The organism is Finegoldia sp. BIOML-A4 (genome assembly GCF_009679635.1).
In the GTDB taxonomy this organism is placed as follows: Bacteria; Bacillota; Clostridia; order Tissierellales; family Peptoniphilaceae; genus Finegoldia; species Finegoldia magna.
The window spans coordinates 7,746-27,667 of record NZ_WKZC01000016.1; the positions used below are offsets into that span (position 1 = coordinate 7,746).

Sequence of the window (19,922 nt, forward strand, 5' to 3'; positions counted from 1 at the left end):
CATCCGAGCACCTTGAGACCCCAGGGACTTGGCTCATCGCCTCATCCCCTTATCTCTTTGTAGTCCCTTTACGGAGGGTACCTCATCTTTTGACTAACCTCAATCATGATAACGCACTCTCTCTTCTCTTACGTCTGTACTTGTAGTACGCCGTTGCCATCATCACAGCACCCGCTACAAGGAAACCAATAATACCCAACGCCCCTGTAAGAGGGAATGTCGCCTTACGGTTTTCAATTTGAATAGGTGCAGTTCCTGTATAGTCGCCGTAGCTTGGTTTTCCACTTGTTAGAGCTTCAACGTTTAGCTTGTCAGAAATTTGGTCGTCTATTCCTGATTCAAATACTAATTCGAATAGTTGGTCGGCTGTGCCTGTTTTATTAGAATCATCAAGCTTACCTGTGAATTCCATTACTATTGAATCTGTTGTTGTTATTTTTTCATCAGTTGTAGATGTTATGCCTAGCATTTCTTTTAGGCCATATCTTGAACCAGTTATGCCTCCAACTGTGTCAAAGCTTATAGCATCATACTTCTTATAGTCATCTTTTGTTAAGTTTTCTAGAGTTTTATCTCCATCTTTCTTAAGAACGGCTACATTGACTAATCCACCTATACCAGCTGGTTTATTCAAAGCATCTTTGTATTTTGGTGTTATCTTCCAGTCATTTTCCTTGATACGGATATAGGACTGATAAGATGGGACTGTCATAGTTTCGTGGTTAGGGTTAATAACAATTCTTTGTTTGAATGTCTTATTTTCCTTATCCACTGAAATTATTTCACTAGTAAGAAGTCCCTTAGTAGATGTCTTGTGGCTTGCCTTTAATGGATCTTTTTCAAGAATTTGAACTTTTCCATTTTCTACTCTGAACTCTTTGATATAACCAGGAATCTTAGAATATCCATCTGGTGCCTTAGTTTCCTTAAGAGCATAGTAGCCTGGTTTTGTTAGGTTAAGACTAATCTTACCATCTTTGTCAGAAGTCACTGTCTTAGTTACTTCTTTACCATCTTTTGTAACCTTATAAGCTTGATATTCGTCATCTACATTTTCCTTATACCAAACTTCAAACTCAGCATTAGCTAATTTCTCAGTCTTGTCATTGCCGTCAACTTTTTCGAATTCAATGTTTTTATAGTTGACAACATTTATTGGCTCATTACTTATAGTTTCTGTATAAGTTTCTGGTTTAGTATTTCCTGTTAGCTTATCAGCTAAAGCTTCTACTGCCACTGCAACTTTTGCCCTTAGAGTTTGAGCTTCTTCTGATTTTTCTTCAGCTGGTTTAACAACTTGTCTTGTTATTACTCCATCAGTGCCTACGGTAAATTCCTGTATATGTCCTTCTATCTTTTGATAGCCTTCTGGTGCTTCAGTTTCTATTAGGGCATATTTACCTGGTTCTAAGCCTTCATATTTGATTATACCGTTAGCATCAGATTCTTTTGTGAAACCAGTCATTGGTACCCAGTTTTTGCCATCTTCTGGATTTTCGTAATACTTTTCAAGATTGAACTTAGCTCCTGGAAGGATCTTACCTTCTTCGTCAACCTTCTTGAAGATTATTTCATTCTTATGGTTGACTGCTTTAATATTAAGTTCAGCACTTGCTTGTGTCTTGTTTTCAAAGATACGGATGCCATTTGTTCTTTCTACATAGTAGCTAGAAAGTGAATTATATAACATGGCATAAGTGTCATATGATGCTATATCTTTTCCTGTAACTTTACCAGTTACCTTTACGATTACTGAATTTTGAATGCCGAGATTGCCTATTTGTATTTCTTCAGTATTGTTAGCTCCTATGTTGTAATAGCCATAAGATTTATAATATGCTAGGTTATTTGAATATTCATTTACACCAAAGGATTCTGGCATATCTTTATTAACATAATAATCAGACCTGTAATACTGTCCTGTATTGTAGTTATAAAGACTTCCACCATTTTGGTTTAATCTAAATAAATCAAATCTAAGGTTTGTAACAGCTTCATTTGGTTTGTACCTAAATGTTAGTGGTCCATTGGAGGCCGTCCTATCCCTATTTAGATAGTAGTATTGAACAAATTCTCCTGTTTCTTGGTCAAAGCTTACGATCTTAGATGTCATGTTAATACCCGCTGCTCGTGCCATATCTAGGTCATAAACAACGTCAATATTATTTGTTGTAGGTGTGCCTATTCCCATTCCTACAGGTACATTTTGTGTTGAGTTTTGTACCTTCATTAGGTTGATATGGGCTGCGATGGTATTTTCGAAATCTGTCTTATTGTATTGTTCTGCATAGGATGTGAAGACATATGTCAATGTGCCATTTTCTTTGTCATACTTAGCCTTGGCTATAGTACCAACTCCATCTGCAAAGAGATCAAGGTTATAAGATTTTTGTTTCAAAATTCCATCTAAGTCAATGTTATCAGTGAGCTTAATTGTAAAGTAGTCACCTGGTTTTATAACTGTGTCATCATTAATCTTGAAAGTATTTTTAAATTCAAGTGCATGACCCTTGTGTGGATGAATCTTAGAGTTTCCTTCTTTTTCTGTTCCATCAATGCCGTCTGGCCTTAGAACTGACATAGTTGATTCCATATCAATCTTACTAGATATATCTCTAAGTCCAACTTCGCTGTCATTAGCATAAGGGTCTAGTTTTGGACCACCAACGGTGAATCTCCATTTTTTACCCTTATTTTGGTAACCTGGTGCTGGTTTAGTTTCTTCTAATTCGTATTGACCTATTGGCAATTCATCAAAGACAATCTTACCATCGTCGCCTACTACCTTAGTGTAAACACCATCGTTCTTATTAGGATCATCATCTGTTATATGTCTACTGATTCTAGTTAGCCTAAATTCTGCTCCTGGTAGTAATTGTTCACCGTCATCGTATTTAGTAAGGGTTACCTTGCCTTTACCAGGAACTTCGTTGATTATCTTACCCATGTTTTTGGCAGTAGCGCTTGTTACATAGTCAGTTAACTTACCATCTTCTGGTGTGATTGGTTTTCCATCAGGTCCTTTTTTATCTGGTGCGTATTGGAAGATACCATTACCTTCGTTGTATTCTAGTGTTACTACACCCTTACCTGGTGTGATTTCACCAGTTTCTTTATCAATTTCGCCCTTTTGATAAGCAATTGTAAAGTGAAGTACTGGGTCCTTTATAGGTTTATATCCTTGAGGTGCTTTAACTTCTACTAGTCTGTAACGACCTGGTTTTAAGTTTCTAAAACCAAAGTATCCGTTGAAGGCTGATGCCACTGTTTTACCTGGCATGTCTTCATAAATACCACCTGGTCCTTGAATTTGTAGCTTAAAGATTGCTCCTTCAAGTCTGTTATTAGTTACTTTTTCACTATTGATATCGTCACCTGAATCATCTCTACCGTGTTTAGAGAAGGTTACGTTGAAAGTTTCTTGTTCGTTTTCTAATTCCAAGCCCTCTTTTGGTATTTCTTGTTGAGCTACTGAGTTGTAAAGAGGGTTGAGGTTGGCAGATATTTCACGTTTGAATGTTGGTTGACCTAGAGCTGGGTATATTCGTCCAGTATAGAAATCTTTAGTTCCAATCTTTACATGCTTTCCAATAAAGTTTTGGTATTTTTCTCCTTCTGTGGTTTCCTTTGCCCAAGCGTCTGCCTTTTCTTTTCCTTGAGTTCTCTCAATCCAAGCTCTTAGTGCCTCAGCACCACCTTGGTAGGATCCCTTTTCAATCTTCTTATAGCGGAAAACTCCATCTGTATCTTCGACTAATTGTTGGAATTCTCTAGCTCCAGCGTAGAAGTCTAGGTTAAGGTCTATCTTACCTAAGTCTCCTTCTGGAATGTCATACTTGTCTGTCAAGTTAGACTTGTTATTTATAATGACATCGTCATAGAAACCTTCCACTTCTACTATATAGACACCCTTGCCTAGGTTAAGTTGGTCTTCGTCAAAGCCCCAGTCAAATGGTCTCCACCTTGCTGTCTTATCTAAGGACAAGTCTTTGTGAGAAAGGTCATAAGTCCTCAAGATCTTATCAATTGCAGGGTCATCCATGTTTTCATAAGATGTTGAATCTCCTAATTCAAAAGATTGGTAGTAAGCAGTCTTAACACCGTCTTTAATAGTTTCTGGTGACTGATCTGGTCTATCTATTTCTTCTCTCTTATACTTAGGTCTTATTTGAAGATTTAGAAGTCCCTTGTTGTCTTCATTGCTATTTCCATAATAGCCTCTTGTATCTATATAGATTCTTTGAATATAAGTCTTAGCTTCTGGATCTATATAAGTTAGTCTTGCCTTGTACTTGATTTGGTCATTGGAAGCTGAGCTACCAGCATTTGACTTTTTATCATCGTCAATAAGACTTGATGGTATATCTTCTGGACCTTGGTACACGGCATACATTCTGCCACCGTCATCTTTTACTTCTATCTTCCATTCGGCTGTAACTCTCTTGTATCCTACTGGTGCCTTTGTTTCTTTGATTACATAGTAACCTTTTTGGAACTTAACAACATTGTCTGATTGGTCTTTAAAGATAACATTACCGTCTTTATCAGAAGTAGCTGTTAGGGTTCCGAAAGACTCTTCTACTTTTTCGTAAGTCTTGTCAGTCATTTTATTAACTGTGAAAGTTGCACCTGGTAGAGGAGCTCCACCTGGAGTTCTCTTCATAATCTTTGGAGAGATACCAGCTTTTTTGTTGGAAATTGTAACAAGTTCTTGGGTTTCTCCGTCTTTGATTAGCTTGTCGTCTGGTCCTGGAGTCCAAGTATCAAGCGGATCATCTGACTTACCAACACGAACCTTTGCGTTAGTTGGTTCAGTTCTTGATAATTCAGTCCTATTGTAGGATATTATTATTTCTCCATCTTGTCTTTGATTTTCTAATTCTTTGAGCACATCTGCTGGCCAATCTGTTGGACGATTTGCATCTCCTTCTGCAGCATACACTGTTTTTGTAAACAGATTTTTTAGGCTTATAGTTCTTGTTGAATTTCCTTTCTTAAAGGTAATTGAGTAGATATAAGTTACCTCACCATTTTTACCTTCTTGGTCAACAACTCTTTGTCCTGGTGCAAGATTTTCGTCTACAGTTGTTACTGTTTTATAAGGAAGTACTTCCTTGTTTTCTTTTTTAACCGTTCTTTCTCCTTGAGATTTAACAAATACACCACGAACTGTTACTCCTGTTGCTGGACTAATGTCTGGCATAATGAAGTATCCCTTGTTTGTTGCTGGGTCAAATACAACACCTTCAAGTTGTCCAGATCTGTCATTCTTTGTAACAGTAACTTTAGTTGCCTTATATACATTGTATGGATATAAAGTGAAAGTAACTTTTTCTCCAACCTTGGCATAGCCATCTCTTGATTGTGTTGGATCAACTACTACAGATCCTCTTCCACCATCATTTTCTTTACCAACGATGAAGGACTTAGCTGGGGTTTCTGATTTCCTGAATAGAATATTAACCCAAACATCTTCATCTGGCATTGTAAAGGTGTTATCTAAATGGTTGATATATGAACCTTGTACTTGTACTCCATTCTTATCTAGAAGTGTTAAGCCTTGTATTCCATATCCATGGTCTGGTGTAATTGTAAGTTTAACAGTATCACCTTTAGCGGCAGTAGACTTGTCAGCAGTAACTGTACCGCCTGGATTTTTATTTATAGTAATGTTGTGCTTGCCAGCTTCCTTAGTTTTGAAGGTAGCATTTACTGTTACATTTGATGAAGGCATTGTGAATGTCTTCGTGTTTTTGTCAATATTTACAGTATTTTTGCCATCACTATAAGTTAAGGTGTCTAGCTCTTCGTTAGGTCCTGGTGTTACTGTTATTTTAACTGGTGTTCCAGCAGCTACATTTGAGCTTGGACTAGCGCTTAGTTTAGTACTATTAACCCAAACTGAATAACCAGTTGGAGTAGTGCCTTTTGTACCAACATATCTAAGTTTTGGTGTCATTTCTTTTAATATGACTACACCATTGGTACCCTTACTAGTATCTAGTTTCCTATTACCAGTTGGTTTTCCGTCCTTGTATTCAACCAAGTAGAAAGTTCTCTTTGAACCTTTTTCACCTTCAACTACCCTTGAAGTTCCCTTTTCCATATTTGGATCATTTACATATTTGCTTGGGTCGTTTGAGTAGTCTTCAATTGGAATTTCAGTTATTTCTGAAGATGGTTCCCAAGTTATTTGTGATTCGCTTCTCTTTACATTTACTGTCGGCGGTTCGATAGTTTGGCGTGTAGCTCTATCGTCATGTCTGTATAAAATAGGTTTGATTAACTGGTAAGTTCCTGATGCTAAGTCAGACTTGGCTTGGACTTGGAACTTAATTTTAGCAGTTTGCTTTGGTCCTATTCTAGGTTCACCATTTTTCACTCCAATTTTATTTTCTGTTTCGATATAGCCTGTGTCCCATGTAGTTGTCTCATCTAATCCTTTCCAGGATTTTATATAATTCGGTTTAATAGTAAAGTTATCATTAAATTTAAGTTCAAATTCAGCTCCAATGGCTCTGGTGCCTGCTCCCACATTTGTCATGTGGATTTCGATTTCAAACTTTCCACTGCCAAGATCTGTTACAGTGGTACTTACATCTACGCCACCATAATTTTTAGTAGCGGATGGGTTTATAGTATACTCTGTATTTCCTGCTCTTACTGGTGTTCCCACTAGGTCATCACCTATTTCCAACATACTTGCTTGAATGCTTCTGTCCAAGTCAAACAATCCTAGTACTACTGCTTTATTCATTACGCTTCCATTAGCTTGTACTCGTTGTCTTATTGTAACTGGTGTTCGCAACGGAGCTGAATTAGAGTCAGTTTTCATTGGAGGAAGTGGATTGTTAGTTGCTCTTTTTCCTCCTACATAAACTGTAGTGTTTTTGTCTGTTGTAGTATTTGTAGGCTCTACTAGTGGAATTCCTGCAAGTGTATCATACCATTCTGTAACCCAATAGTGGTTGGATCCAAAGTTGTAGAAGTCCATTCTAGTTCCAACATTTCCTGAATTTGGTATATATGATTCTACAGTTATGGCTATAGTTTTACCTTCTCCACTTAGGTTCTTTGGTGTGATTTTTATTCTTTCCTGATCGTTCTTAGTATAAACCTCAGTATCATATTCAATTGGACTTCCAGTTGTCTTTAGATTGTCGAAGGTTGAACTTCGATCTACAAGGTTCATTGAAACTATTTTTGTGTTAGATGTGTTTATTGGTCTATTTTCTTTTTGGGCATGAAGTTCAAAGTATGTGTTTGATAGATTTTCTGGTTGACTGTTTAAAATATAGACTTGTCTAAACTTGTTCGCTTTCTTGTTAACTTCTGTAATCTTAGTTTCAATCTTACCTGTACTACCATTACTTGTGGAACTATCAGTGTGTCTTTGGTCACTTGTCTTACTAGTGTCTACCTTTTGCCACTTAGCTCCTTGGTCAGGAACTGTTGATCCAGGGTTGTTGTCCCTGATATAAATCTTTCCGTCCTTAGTTACTGTTACTGTCCATTCTGTGTTGGCCTTTTCGTAACCTTGTGGAGCTCCTGATTCTGTAAGATGATAGATACCTGGTGTTAGGTTGTCAAAGTTAACTATACCGTCTGTTCCTGATCTCTTCCAAACTTTATCTCCTCGGTCTTCATCAGATTTCTTTGGACCTTGGAGGCTAAATGTTGCTCCTGTTAATGCGTCAGTTTCGTCATTCCCTACTTTCTTGAAGGAGAATTTTTGAACGATTCTTTCGTTAGTTACATCAAGTGAGTCTTCTGCAACATAGGCTCCCTTGATGTTGCCAGCTTCGCCACCTGTTGTCACTGGGTCTGATTCAACAATTTGGTTGGCTCTGTCGTAGTAGTCTGACTTCCAGAATATACCCTTGTTTGTTTGTAGGTCCATTCCTGTACCCACTCCACCTTCTTCAGCTTTGTAAGGTACTTTTACATCTATAACAATAGGTTTTGTTATTTGTCTATTGTTAAAGTTAAGATATAGTCTTGGTTGACCTGAGATGTTTTCTTTTGTGCTTTTTATTTCTTTTGTGATATCTGTTATCTTGTAGTTTTCAAGTCTGATGTCTTCAACGTTACCGTCAACAGCCTTGTCAAGTTCAAATATCTTGTAAACTCCATTGCCTGCATACCAATCCATGTTAGCAAATTGTGGTCTTTCCCTGTGGATTGATGCGTTGTTAAGTGTAATGAAGTCGGCTTCTGGGTTTATTACATATCTTTGGATAACATATTTTTGGCCATCGTTTTTAGCAACAATTCTTGTTCCAAGTTTGTATGGGAATGGATAGTTGTTGTAGTAACCTGTCTGTCTGTTATCTCCCAATACCCAGCCTTCAAGAGGTCTCTTTGCAACATTAACCCATTTTGTTCCTGCTTCTCCAAGGATTGACTTGTTGACATCTGGATTTGTACCATCTTCTGGTCCTTTTATATAGTTGTAGATCTTGGCTTTGCCATTATCGTCTACTTCTATTACCCATTTCTTGTCAAGGTTTTTGTAACCTGCTGGGGCCTTAGTTTCTTCTAAGATATAAGTTCCTTTTGGTAAAGGTCCGTTGAAGGATACAGTACCATTTTTATCTGAAGTACCTGTTGCAACTTGAGTGCCGTCCTCTGCCTTAGTGATCTTAAATTCTGCGCCGGCTAGAGGTTGGTTTTCGTGGTCTTTCTTGTAGACCTTAAACTCTGTTGCTACTGGTTTGTTGGCTACTGGTAGGAGGATAGTGTCCTTGCCGTAGAAGGTTTCTCCTGTTGAGCCAAGTCCTATTTCTACTATACTTACATAACCATCATTACCTACGTTAACCCTCCAAGTCTTGTCTGTCTTGATAAATTTATCTGGTGCAGTTTCTTCTTTAAGAGTATAGATGCCTGGTTTTAGTTTAGAAAATTCTACTATACCATCTTGGCCTGATGACCTGTAGATAGTATTACCAGCTTTGTCTGTCAAGCTAAAGGATGCGCCTTGTAGGGTTTGTGTTCTATCGGCATCGTTAAGCTTTTTGATTTTGAAAGAACCTGGTGTGTACATCTTGTTAAACAGAGCTACCTTTTGGCTGAAGAATTTTGGAATTTCTCCACCAGCTTGGTCTCCTGTGGCCTTGTTGTAGTTTGCCCTTGTGATGAAGGATGACTTAAAGTCGTTATTTGTCATACAGAAGACTCTCCAAAGGTTGTTGAAATTATAAAGGTCATCAATCTTGAAAGTTTGCTCTATGATGTAGCCATCTTTACTAAAGTTGTTAATGGATGGCATACCAATCCTTAGTGGGCTGTTCTTTGTAATAACACCAAATTCCTGAATTTGACTTGGGTCGTAGTTAAGTGTAACTCCACCTTGTCTGTCGTTTCTAACAGCATTATCTGGATTAATATCTCTTGAATATATTAAGTTGTACTTAGCAGGGTCATCTCCCGGTCTTACACCATAGGATAGTGGCATATTGTAGTTGACTTTTTTGTCAATGTTACCCGCATGAATTGATCCCATGTTTGGTGAAGTACGATAAACATTAACATTTGTTAGGGAGAAGGCTGGCTTATGACCATTTCCTTCCCAAGTAAAGAAGTTCTTAGTGGCTCCTTGGTAGTTAGTTGATAACCAGTTAAATTTAAGTTCTCTTGGACCTGATTCTCTTATATGGTCTGGATTGTAGTAAGCAAGTACTGCTACATACCAGTTTCCATCTGGTCCTTGGTAAACATCTCTAAAGTAGTAGGATTGTGGAACTTCTCTATTTTTACCGTCATAGTCGTATTGACCGTAGTCTGCTGGCACATTTGTTGTAATTGTTTGTTGGCCTGTTACGCCTTTTTTTTGGTCTGGTGCAACTGTTACTGTAAAGTCAAATTTCCCGTCGTTTTGTGCAAAATACTTAGATGGGATGATACCCTTTAGTTCTATCTTCGCTTGGCCCTTACCACCAGCTGACTTCTCATTGTATACATAAGTCAACTTATTAGTTGTGTAGTCAAAGTATGGGTCTGCAACTTCTACTCCACCTACCTTTATCTTTGGAAATTCTCCAAAGTATTGGGTAAAGTCTAGGTTTCTATCAAATTGGATAGAAAATCTTTGACCTGGTGCTGTATTTGATAGATCTATTGTCGCATTGTACTTCAAGGACTCTAGTCTATAAGCTTCCCAAACTTGCGGTCTAAAACCAATGTCTCCTGAGTCACCTTCGTTTATAACTAAGGATTGAGATACATTTGTTACCTTTGCACTAATTTTATCTTGGTCTTGTTCAACGTCTTCGATGTAGTAGTCTTCGCCGTTGATTGGTGTACCTGGTTTGTCTTTAAATCTTGGCTTGTAGGTAACTTGATTTGACTCATCTACTGTTACGTCAAAGATAACGTCAGATTTAATATAGCCTTCTGGGGCCCTAGTTTCTTCTATTGTATACTTACCTTCTGGTAGGTCGCCGAAGGATGCAAGTCCACCATTTTCACCTTTTTCATCAGGAGCTTGAGATTCTACTGTGGAAATAAGTTTGCCTTTTGCATCTCTTATTTCAAAAGTTGCTCCAGCAACTGGCTTTTTGTCCTTGTCCCATTTTGTAACTTCTACTGGACGAGTTTCAAACTTCTCGTTAGTGACAGTTAGGGTTGTTTCCTTCTTAGCATCTTCTGCTGTTGTAGGAGTGATGGTTTGGTCTAGTAGTTTAGCGTTATTTCCAACTGTTTCTTTATTAGAATCATCCATTAACCAGTCGTAGGTTACACTTGTACCTGCTGGTGATTTTGCTACTACTAGGAATCCCCAGTCTCTTGAGAATCTTTCTTGTGGGAATCTAATCCTATAACCTTGTTTTTGTGTATAAGCATCTCTAATATAGTGAGTAGCCCTGATAGGATTTGTATTTGGTGCATTTAGGACGTTGGTATTTCCAATATGATTTAAAACATCTTGGTCCACACCTTGTTGGATCATTTCTTTTTTAAGATAATCTCTGTAGTATGGATTTACGTCATAGACTTGGACGTCTTTAATATTATTAAATCTTTGACCGCTTGATAGGATCAAGTTAAGTCTAGTGTCCTTGTCTGTTGATCCACCTTTGGATTCATTTGCCTTTAGGTAGATGTAGGTTGTAACAGATCCGTCAGAATTTATTGTTGCATATTGCATAGCGTTCATAAAGTCTGGATAGCCCTTGTGAGCAACTGTTACTGTTGGGTTGCCACCTACTTCTAACTTGGCAGAAGATCCTGAAGCGGAAATTCTTCCGTTTTCATCTACTGTTATATTTGTAGTTTCTTGATTTAACTTATAGCCATTAGGTGCCTTTGTTTCTAATAATTGGTAGGAACCTGGGGCTATGTTTTGGAATCTGATTTTACCTTCGTTGTCTGTAGCTACTTCAGCTTCGCCTTGTCCTAGGAGTTTGAAAGTTGCTCCTGGAAGAGGCTTGTTTTCTTCGCCGGTTTTAATCAAAGTGAAGTTTCCAAGTTGTGGTGCTACTTCTACTGTTGCTCTGTTGGCAATAGCAAAAGTGTTAGCCCTGTTTGGGTCTTTCCAGTTGGTAGTTTCATAATAGGATATTGCTTTTCCATTATGAGTTTTATTTGTTGGAAGGACTTGTTTTATTTTAATGTCGTTTTTGCTAGCAGTTCCACCTTCAGCAATATTCCATACCTTTACGTCTTTTATGGTTATTGTTCTTTCTGCTGGGTCTGGGTCAGCTTGTGATTCTGTAGCTGTAGCTTCGCCTAAAACAGTTTCTTCATTCTTAGGGTCTACTGCCTTTACTGTCATGTCTGGCATTGTTAGACCTTGGTCAAGATTCCACTTTTGGTCTACGTCGATGTTTTGATACTTGGAAATTTCAACTCCAGCAAGTGTTTGTGGATTTTTGTTGTCAGGAAGTGTTGAGTTATATTCGTAAACTGCAATAGTACCAACTGGTTTTTCTCCACTAATGCCTGTAGTGTCTTGAACCATTTGACCTGATGTTGGGTCAATTTTGTAAACTCCAGTTTGACCCCTGGAGCCTGATTGGTTTCCAAGAGTTCTTTTTTCTAATGGCAATGTTGTTTTTTCATCACCTGTTGAAACTCCATCTGTTACAGTCCACTTAGCAGAGTTTTCTGAAGTAAATTCACCAAAAACTGTAGTTCTGTTGTTCATTCCTACACGGCTTGGTGTTGCATCTTGAACCTTTTCTATTGGCCAGCCTTCATCTATTACAATTCTCTTGGCACCAATTTTGTTATTCTTCTTAGTAAGCACGATAGAAATATCCATCATATACTTTTCTTGCTTGTTAGTTGTTGGTGTGTATAGGTTGTAAGTTACTTCTCTAACGCCAGTGCCTGGGCTGTGGTGTTTGGAATCATTAATTCCGAAAAGACTCTTCGCTTTAGGCTGTTCAGATTCTTTTAATTGAGGTACCAATGTTACTTTGGAATCTCTGCTTGTGATTTCTCCTAGACCTGATCCCTTTACTGTTGTAAAGTTTGCCTTGTAGCCTAAAGTTTCTAGGTCAGTATCTGATGTTACTTTAATTGTCCAGTTGTATCCAACTAGTTTCCCGTCTTTGACGACTGGGTTTGCTACAGCATCTGTAGAGATCTTGTAGTTAGAGTCATCTGGTGTAATAATCTCTGTAACATCTTTTCTATCCGGTTCTATTATAGTTCCAGCTTGCGTACCATATCTATCCACTCTTTGTGGAAGTAGGTCTTTAGGATTTGTAACTCCAAGTCCTGATACCTTATTTACTACTACAAATTCTCCGTTGTCATCTAGTTTGATCTTGTCTGTATTGTAGTCAACTGGAATGTTTAGTCGTATTTGTAAGTTTTCATTAATTTCATTTAAGATTTTATATTTAATTGTATTTGTGGTTTTATCATAAGTTGGTCTAGCTATTTCGATATTGCCATTGTAAATTGACTTTAATTCACTAGGGTTATTAACAGTTAGTTTGTCATCTAGGTGAATATTAAAGTATTGTCCAGCCTTAATCGGACCATTTCTTGTCGATGTATCAAAGCGAGTTATGATGTTGAACTTTTTGTCTTTTAAAGTATCTTCGACTGAACTCATCAAAGCCATTAGTATCTTAGGATCGAAGTTCTTATCCGCATCTTTTTCGATAAGTGCTTTGATTGCATCTGCGTTATCGTCCATTAGTTTTGCTTGTTCTTCTCTTGTAAGGTTGTATTTTGTTTCAAAGCTTGATAATAATGCTTGAACTTCTTTTAATCCGTTTGCTTTTACTGATAGGATTGCTTTTAGTTCACGATCTGCTTTTTGAAGATTTGTTAATCCGAAGAATTCTTTGATGCCTTCTAATAATCCTTTTGTTTCTTTGCTGACTTCTTTGTTGTCAGTTGTCTTTTTATTGTCTTCTTTATTATTAGCATCTTTTTTGTCTTCTGATTTTTTGATGTCTTCTTTTTTGTCTTGTAATGCTTTGTCAAATTCTTCTGCTTTTTGTTTTCTTTCTTCTGGTGTTGCAGGTTCTGATTTGACTTCTTCACTTGTTTCCTTCTTCTTTATAATAGGTTCTTCTTCTTGGTTTTCTTCTGTGTCTTTTTCAAGTCCAAGAAGTTTTTTGTTTTCAAGGTCTTTTTTCGCTTTTTCTTCAGCGGCTTTTTTAGCTTCTGCTTCAGCTTGTTTTTTGGCAAGTTCTTCTTGTTTTGCTTTTGCTTCGGCTTCTGCTTTTTGTTTTGCTTCAGCTTCTGCTTTAGCTTTGGCATCTGCTTCTGCTTTTGCCTTGGCTTCTTTTTCTGCTTTGGCTTTTTCTTCAGCAGCTTTTTGTTCTTCTGTTTTCTTAGCTTCTTCTGCTTTTAGTTTTTCAGATTCTTGTTTTGCTTTTGCATCTGCCTCTTGTTTCGCTTTAGCATCCGCTTCTTGTTTTGCTTTTGCTTCTGATTTTGCTTTTTCTTCGGCTTCTTTCTTTGCCTTTTCTTCAGCTTCGGCTTTTGCCTTGGCATCGGCTTCTGCTTTGGCTTTGGCGTCTGCTTCTGCCTTCGCTTTGGCAACTTCTTTTTTGTGTTCTATTGATGATGTAACTTCAGCTGGTAATTGTTCTGTTTGATATGTGCTGTAAGTTTTATCATCTAATATAGCTGCAAATAAGTCTGCATTTTGTTTTACTTCAAGTGGATTATTGTCATCCTTATTAAGAGCTATTGTTGTAAGTTTGCTGTCAACTGCTTTGTCAACTTTGAAGTCGAAGATGTAAGTACGGTTGTGTTTGTCACCTTCTGGCACTTCGCCATCTTGTTGAAGTCTACGTTCTTCTGCAAGTTGAAGTCTGTGTTGTTCTGTTGATTTAAGATCTTCTGGAAGTTTGTTGAACAATCCTTCTTTATCAAAATCAAATTCTGGAACAACTTTTAGGCTATATACTTTGTAGTCGTCTCCAAAGTTTTCTTTATCAGCTTGAGGCACGTAGTTGTTATGGATTCTGTATTTTCCATCTTCTTGTACTACGGATACATCTAAGCTCAATCCTTGATCTTTGAGTGATTTGTCCACTCTGTCGAATTCTTTATGAGCCTCTTCTATCTTTTCAAATGTCCTCTCGTCATAAAGACTAAAATCCTTTCTAACTAATAGTTTGATGTTAGAATTGACGTTCGTAGTGTTCAATACAAACTTGACGTTGGTATCTGTGTCTAGATTCTTGTCATCAATTACTGTAGCGAGGTTCAATGAAAAGTTGGCATAGGTATCCTGTTTCAAGGTCTCGAGCTTTTGTATTACATATCTCTTGTCGAGCTCTTCCTCCTTAGCAAATGATGTTATGGCTGGAACGCATGATTGTATGAACATCAGCATTACCATGACTAACGCCGTTAGTCTATCAAATATTTTCTTCATTTTAACCTCCTGAATTACTTGATTTTTATTTCAAATGTTAGTTTTTTGATATTTATTATACTAATTTTATTCTCTACTGCTTTACATGCATTTAGAATAAAATACTACAAACTTTCAGCTAGTTAATGCATATCGTTTGCATTTATTCTCTTAACATAAAGAAAGAATCAGCCCAACATATTTTATGAATAATGTTGCCTGACTCAGTTAGTTCTAAATAAAATGCATTGCTTTTTATATCCATTATAATTACGTTTGCTTCTGTTTTTATGTAATATATATTTGAATGTACTATTTATGTGTAAATATTACCATACTATATAAGAAATGTCAATTTACAAGTTTTGTTCATATTTTTTTAATGACTTTTTGATGTTTTGTAAATAAAATTTTATTAAATATTTACAAATTACTTTTTAAATAGATTTTATTTGTTTTGTTTTTATCTTATTACTGACTAATTTGTTGTATTTTACTTTATATTATGAAATTAATTGCTAATTTGATATTTATTTTAATTTTTTCGTTCAAATATTGCCTTGTATATTTAGCAAGCTATAACATAAAAATTTAAGAATATTTTTATAAATTTACGGATTATTTTAAGGAAACGTTATAATTAAAAGATTGTAAATAGTAATTTTTTGATATAATTTGTTACTAAGAGCGAAAAATATCGTATCGTTTGCAAATTTTTTTAAAATTTGTTTAAATTTATTAAATATTTGTGATTATTTTGAAAATAATTGGGTATATGGTTGACTTATTATTGGTCAAAATAAAAAAAAGACTATAGGTTTAGTAAAAGAGTCTTTGAAAGTACGTCTACGTGCATTTTTTGTTTCATTTGTAAGCTATATTAACATTATCTCTTACTGAGAACTTTTTTGATTTTCTTGCGTTCTTTTCTTTCTTCTTCAGCCTTTTCTTTAGCTTTCATCTTTGCTCTTGTTTCTTTTTTAGCTTTTTTTCAATTTTAAAATCTAATTGATCTTGTCTTTTGTAAGCATTCCTTTTGTCGCTTCTTCTACAGCCTTGTCAATTGCATATTGTAACTATTTTTCACTGTAAGAAACTATTGATTTATTGTATTTTTTAGCTATTTCGGTGTTTGATTCAATTGAAACATTGTTTTCTTTAGTGTTTTTCTTTTGATTGTTTGTTTAATCTGTCACTCTTTTTTCCATTGAAACAGCGTTTTTCAATATATTTGCCCCATGATTTTTATGTCCATCACGTAAAAGACAGCTTACAAATCATGTAGGAATCGAATCTACGCAGCAGTAATGCCCTAGTTGTTTAGCAAACAATCTATTCATTTTTTCTTTTATTACTTTTGGGTATAAAAAAAGCAGTGCTAGCTAGTTACAGCTGTAACTGTAACTAGCTAGTGTGCCTATTTATTAAGTTTATTTTTTAATTTGTAATCTATTATAAAATTCACCTCTTCATCTGTTAACACATCAAATATAATTTCTGTATCTGTATCATCTTCATAATCTGATACCTTTGGGTCATAATCAAAAATATTAAATCCCAATTTTTTATTAATTTCCTCTAATGTTACCATCATAATACCTCTATTAATATTCCGTTTATTTTACACTCATCAAACATAATTTGACTAGTCGTGCTTAATTTAAAATATAATTTTCTTCCAATCTTTTTCTTCTATCTGCTCTAATTGTACACCTGATGCTACAGAATTTTTAAGCTTATTCAAATCTTCAAAAAATTCTTTCTCATTAACTCCAGGTTCATAAATAACTCGTACAACTCTATCCAGTGAATTATCTCCAAACTTTTTGAGATATTCTTTTTCTATTTTGTTCGATAAATTTACAATATTTTTAGCCGAAATGTTCATATTCTACCTCACTAAAAAACACCTAAAATCTATTTTTAATACTTTATGTTGGCATCGAGTTTAAAATAGCCTAATTCGTAAGCGTCTTTTCCTTCTTTCAAGCATTTTTCAATAATTTCTACCTCTTTATCTTCACTTAATCCCATATTAGGAAAATAATCATCAAATTTTTCTATATATTCATTTCTTAAGTCTTCAATTTTTTTCATTTTGCTTCCTCTTTTGTACTAAAAAGCACCTCTAACATTATGTTATCACTGCTTATCTTTATTTTTTCTTTTTCTTTCGTCTATTTTTTCCCAAAATTCTTCGGCTTCTCTTTTCTCTTCATCCGTTAATTCTCTATGTCCTGTAACTTCAGCTTTGAAAGGAGCTGTAAACCTATTCGTCAATAATTCACGTTTTTCTTCTTCAGTTGGTTCTCTTTTAGCCATGTCACACCTCTTTCAATCAATAAATATTAACAACTAATTGTTTCTTCTTTTCTTGTGTTTAAAAGCAATTCTAACATTTTACACATGCGACCTGTCAACTCGCTAATCCTTATATTTTGTTGTTCCATATCGTCTTTCAAGCTCTTTTTCCCATTTCTCATTTTCTTTCTTTTGCTTTTCGGTTAACTCAAAATGGCCAGTCACCACAGCTTTGAATGGGGCAGTAAACCTACTTGTCAGTAGTTCATGTTTTTCTTCTTCAGTTGGTTCTCTTTTAGCCATCTTACACCTCTTTCAATCAATAAATATTAACAACTAATTGTTTCTTCTTTTCTTGTGTTTAAAAGCACTTCTAACATTATCTAGCTAGTTGTACTTAATCTAGTATTTCTATATTATTTATTTCGTTATCACTAAAGAAAATTAAATTTTTACCGTCATTAATAGTTAAATAGTCTCTACCCGGCTTAAATGGTCAGTATGGATAAAACTTCGTATTCTGCAAAAGTCTCGTATGTTGGAATATATCAATAAAGAATAAGTTAACTTATTCTTTAAAAGTCTAAACTTTCCTTGTTTAACAAAAAGTCAAATAAATTAATAGTGAGTATTCCATTTTCATCTAAAAACGGCTTTATTCGATCTTTCACTATAATAATTTTTTTAAATGAGTCATCAATATTTAACAAGGACGCTTTTTCTTGATTTATTTTTTCTATGGATGGGAGGCTGTACGCAGATTGAATATAATATCTTTTACTTCCAAGGTTAGCTATGAAGTCAACTTCCAGCTGTTTTTTTATATCTTTATTATTAACATTTTCCCTTTTTATGACCATTCCTACATCGACCATATAGCCACGATATCTTAATTCGTTATAAATGATATTTTCCATTAGGTGGGTTGGTTCTATCTGCCTAAAATTTAATCTTGCATTTCTGAGCCCCAAATCTTCAAAGTATATTTTATAAGGTGTACCTATATATTTTCTCCCTTTAACATCATATCTATAGACTCTTTTTAGGATAAAAGAATCTTCAAAGTAGCCTATAAACTTATCAATTGTATTTGCAGAAATTTTAGATTTTTTTATGGACTTAAAAGTTGAGGCTAGTTTACTTGGATTCGTAAGACTTGAAATACCTGATGCTAAAATATTAAGTAAGTCTTCTAGTTCAGAAGTTAGGCGTATGTCATACCTATGAACAATATCTCGCAAATATACATTTTCGAGTTGCCTCTTTAGATAATTCATCTTATCTTCATCCGTTTTCATTAAAGCTGCTGCTGGTAAACCGCCGTAAACTTGATATTCAGCAAAAGCATCTTCTTTGTCGCCATCAAAAGTTTGAAGAAATTCAGAAAATACAAGCGGCATAATATGAATCTCATCACCCCTACCTGCAAATTCAGTAATGACATCTTTCGATAAGAATTTGGAGTTACTCCCAGTAACATAAATATCAAAATTATCTTGACGCAAAAATCCATTTAAGACTTGCTCAAACGAATTAAGCAATTGAACTTCATCTAAGAGGATATAAAATTTTTCTTTATCATTCGTTTTGTTCATGATATAGTCTAAAAACTTTTTAGGATCTACTAATCTTTCACCGCTTAATACATCTAAATCCATTAAATCTTCGCCGATTTTTAATAAATCCCTAGCTGAATCAAAAGCAAATTTTATAATATGGTTTTCATCAACACCACTTTGGGTCAAATGATTATAAAATAGATTATTAAGTAAATAAGATTTACCACTTCTTCTTATTCCTGTAATAATCTTAATGAACCCATTGTCTTTTTTTCGTATTAATTTATCTAAATAATAATCACGCTTTATTTCCATACGTCTACACCTCTATCTATTTAGAATTTTTTCCATTTTGGAACTTAATCTAAGTATATTATAAAGTGTAAAATTATATAATTCAAACCTATTTAGAAATAATTCCATATCGGACATATTTTTTAATTAGGTTCTTTACTTTTTGAACACCAATTCTTAAAAACATATAATTATCTAGTTTAAAATTCACAAACCTATTGATTTTAATCCTTTTAAAGCCCCTTTATTCAATGTTTTTTGACAACAACGCAACTGCCTCGATGTAATTTACATACTTTTGTTCTCAACCCATCAGAACCTTTAATACCTATAAATATATTAGCTTTGCGATTTCTTTATTCATCTTGTTGCCTTTTCTATGTAATTTTATTATACCATTACAGGCATATTTATTTAATAATTCTTAAGGATTTGCATTATCGAATAGATAACTTTTACCATTTGGGCTAAAGCTCAATATGCGGTTCTTAATCGGATGATATAAAATAGGAAATATTAGTACAAAAAAATGGATTACAGCCCTCATCAATTGAAGACTATAATCCATTCATTATTTGAGCGTATCGAATATCGTGACGATCACGAAGTATATGTTGAACTTCGAGATGTAGACGAGAGTTCGTATAACGCTGTATTTGGCGAACGATAGAGGATTCGAACCCCCGACCTTCTGGTCCGTAGCCAGACGCTCTATCCAGCTGAGCTAATCGTTCATATACAACAAAACAGATGTATGCACATCTGTTGTTGTCTGGAGCGGAAGACGAGACTCGAACTCGCGACCCTCGCCTTGGCAAGGCGATGCTCTACCACTGAGCCACTTCCGCATGAATTCTTTTGGTGGAGGAGGGTGGATTTGAACCACCGAAACATAAAGTAACGGATTTACAGTCCGTCCCCTTTGGCCACTCGGG

8 protein-coding genes and 2 tRNA genes are annotated in these 19,922 nt (G+C 35.4%); 1 reads left to right on the plus strand and 9 read right to left on the minus strand.

Going from position 1 to position 19,922, the window contains the following annotated elements; translation table 11 throughout:
- Positions 1-103 precede the first annotated feature (103 nt).
- The 7 genes from GKG01_RS09235 to GKG01_RS08810 all read right to left on the minus strand — a co-directional run bounded on the left by GKG01_RS09235 (position 104) and on the right by GKG01_RS08810 (position 19,008).
- Complete coding sequence (locus tag GKG01_RS09235) at positions 104-14,854, minus strand: SpaA isopeptide-forming pilin-related protein (RefSeq protein ID WP_154272182.1); 14,751 nt, start codon at positions 14,852-14,854, stop codon at positions 104-106.
- Between the two features lie 1,396 nt (positions 14,855-16,250).
- The gene (locus GKG01_RS08785; RefSeq protein WP_154272183.1) at positions 16,251-16,427 is read right to left on the minus strand and encodes a hypothetical protein; all 177 of its coding nucleotides are present in this window, start codon (positions 16,425-16,427) and stop codon (positions 16,251-16,253) included.
- A 66-nt stretch (positions 16,428-16,493) separates the two neighbouring features.
- A complete protein-coding gene (locus tag GKG01_RS08790; RefSeq protein ID WP_154272184.1) occupies positions 16,494-16,721 on the minus strand; it encodes a hypothetical protein in 228 nt (75 codons plus the stop codon).
- Positions 16,722-16,756: 35 nt separating this feature from the next.
- Positions 16,757-16,930 (minus strand): serine/threonine protein phosphatase, encoded by a 174-nt coding sequence (locus tag GKG01_RS08795; RefSeq protein WP_154272185.1) that lies wholly within the window; start codon positions 16,928-16,930, stop codon positions 16,757-16,759.
- Positions 16,931-16,975: 45 nt separating this feature from the next.
- On the minus strand, positions 16,976-17,155 hold the full coding sequence (locus GKG01_RS08800) for a hypothetical protein (RefSeq protein ID WP_154272186.1): 180 nt from the start codon (positions 17,153-17,155) through the stop codon (positions 16,976-16,978).
- A 102-nt stretch (positions 17,156-17,257) separates the two neighbouring features.
- Positions 17,258-17,437 (minus strand): hypothetical protein, encoded by a 180-nt coding sequence (locus tag GKG01_RS08805; RefSeq protein ID WP_154272187.1) that lies wholly within the window; start codon positions 17,435-17,437, stop codon positions 17,258-17,260.
- 272 nt (positions 17,438-17,709) lie between these two features.
- Positions 17,710-19,008, minus strand: a complete 1,299-nt coding sequence (locus tag GKG01_RS08810; protein ID WP_154272188.1) for an ATP-binding protein — start codon at positions 19,006-19,008, stop codon at positions 17,710-17,712.
- Positions 19,009-19,516: 508 nt separating this feature from the next.
- On the opposite strand from GKG01_RS08810, the gene GKG01_RS08815 reads away from it, so the two are divergent.
- Positions 19,517-19,657: a hypothetical protein gene (locus GKG01_RS08815; protein WP_154272189.1), complete on the plus strand. Its 141-nt coding sequence runs from the start codon at positions 19,517-19,519 to the stop codon at positions 19,655-19,657.
- Here GKG01_RS08815 and GKG01_RS08820 read toward each other — a convergent pair.
- Both GKG01_RS08820 and GKG01_RS08825 read right to left on the minus strand, forming a co-directional pair.
- Positions 19,645-19,721 (minus strand) — tRNA-Arg (locus GKG01_RS08820). The two genes, GKG01_RS08815 and GKG01_RS08820, sit on opposite strands and share 13 nt — an antisense overlap.
- Positions 19,722-19,760: 39 nt before the next feature.
- A tRNA-Gly gene (locus GKG01_RS08825) sits at positions 19,761-19,835 on the minus strand.
- Positions 19,836-19,922: the final 87 nt, after the last annotated feature.

What these genes read in the sequence shown, in the direction of transcription:
- GKG01_RS08810 (WP_154272188.1), bottom strand. Translation starts at nt 19,008, where the DNA reads ATGGAAATAAAGCGTGATTATTATTTAGATAAATTAATACGAAAAAAA.
- GKG01_RS08795 (WP_154272185.1), bottom strand. Translation starts at nt 16,930, where the DNA reads ATGAAAAAAATTGAAGACTTAAGAAATGAATATATAGAAAAATTTGAT.
- GKG01_RS08785 (WP_154272183.1), bottom strand. Translation starts at nt 16,427, where the DNA reads ATGATGGTAACATTAGAGGAAATTAATAAAAAATTGGGATTTAATATT.
- GKG01_RS09235 (WP_154272182.1), bottom strand. Translation starts at nt 14,854, where the DNA reads ATGAAGAAAATATTTGATAGACTAACGGCGTTAGTCATGGTAATGCTG.
- GKG01_RS08805 (WP_154272187.1), bottom strand. Translation starts at nt 17,437, where the DNA reads ATGGCTAAAAGAGAACCAACTGAAGAAGAAAAACATGAACTACTGACA.
- GKG01_RS08790 (WP_154272184.1), bottom strand. Translation starts at nt 16,721, where the DNA reads ATGAACATTTCGGCTAAAAATATTGTAAATTTATCGAACAAAATAGAA.
- GKG01_RS08815 (WP_154272189.1), top strand. Translation starts at nt 19,517, where the DNA reads ATGGATTACAGCCCTCATCAATTGAAGACTATAATCCATTCATTATTT.
- GKG01_RS08800 (WP_154272186.1), bottom strand. Translation starts at nt 17,155, where the DNA reads ATGGCTAAAAGAGAACCAACTGAAGAAGAAAAACGTGAATTATTGACG.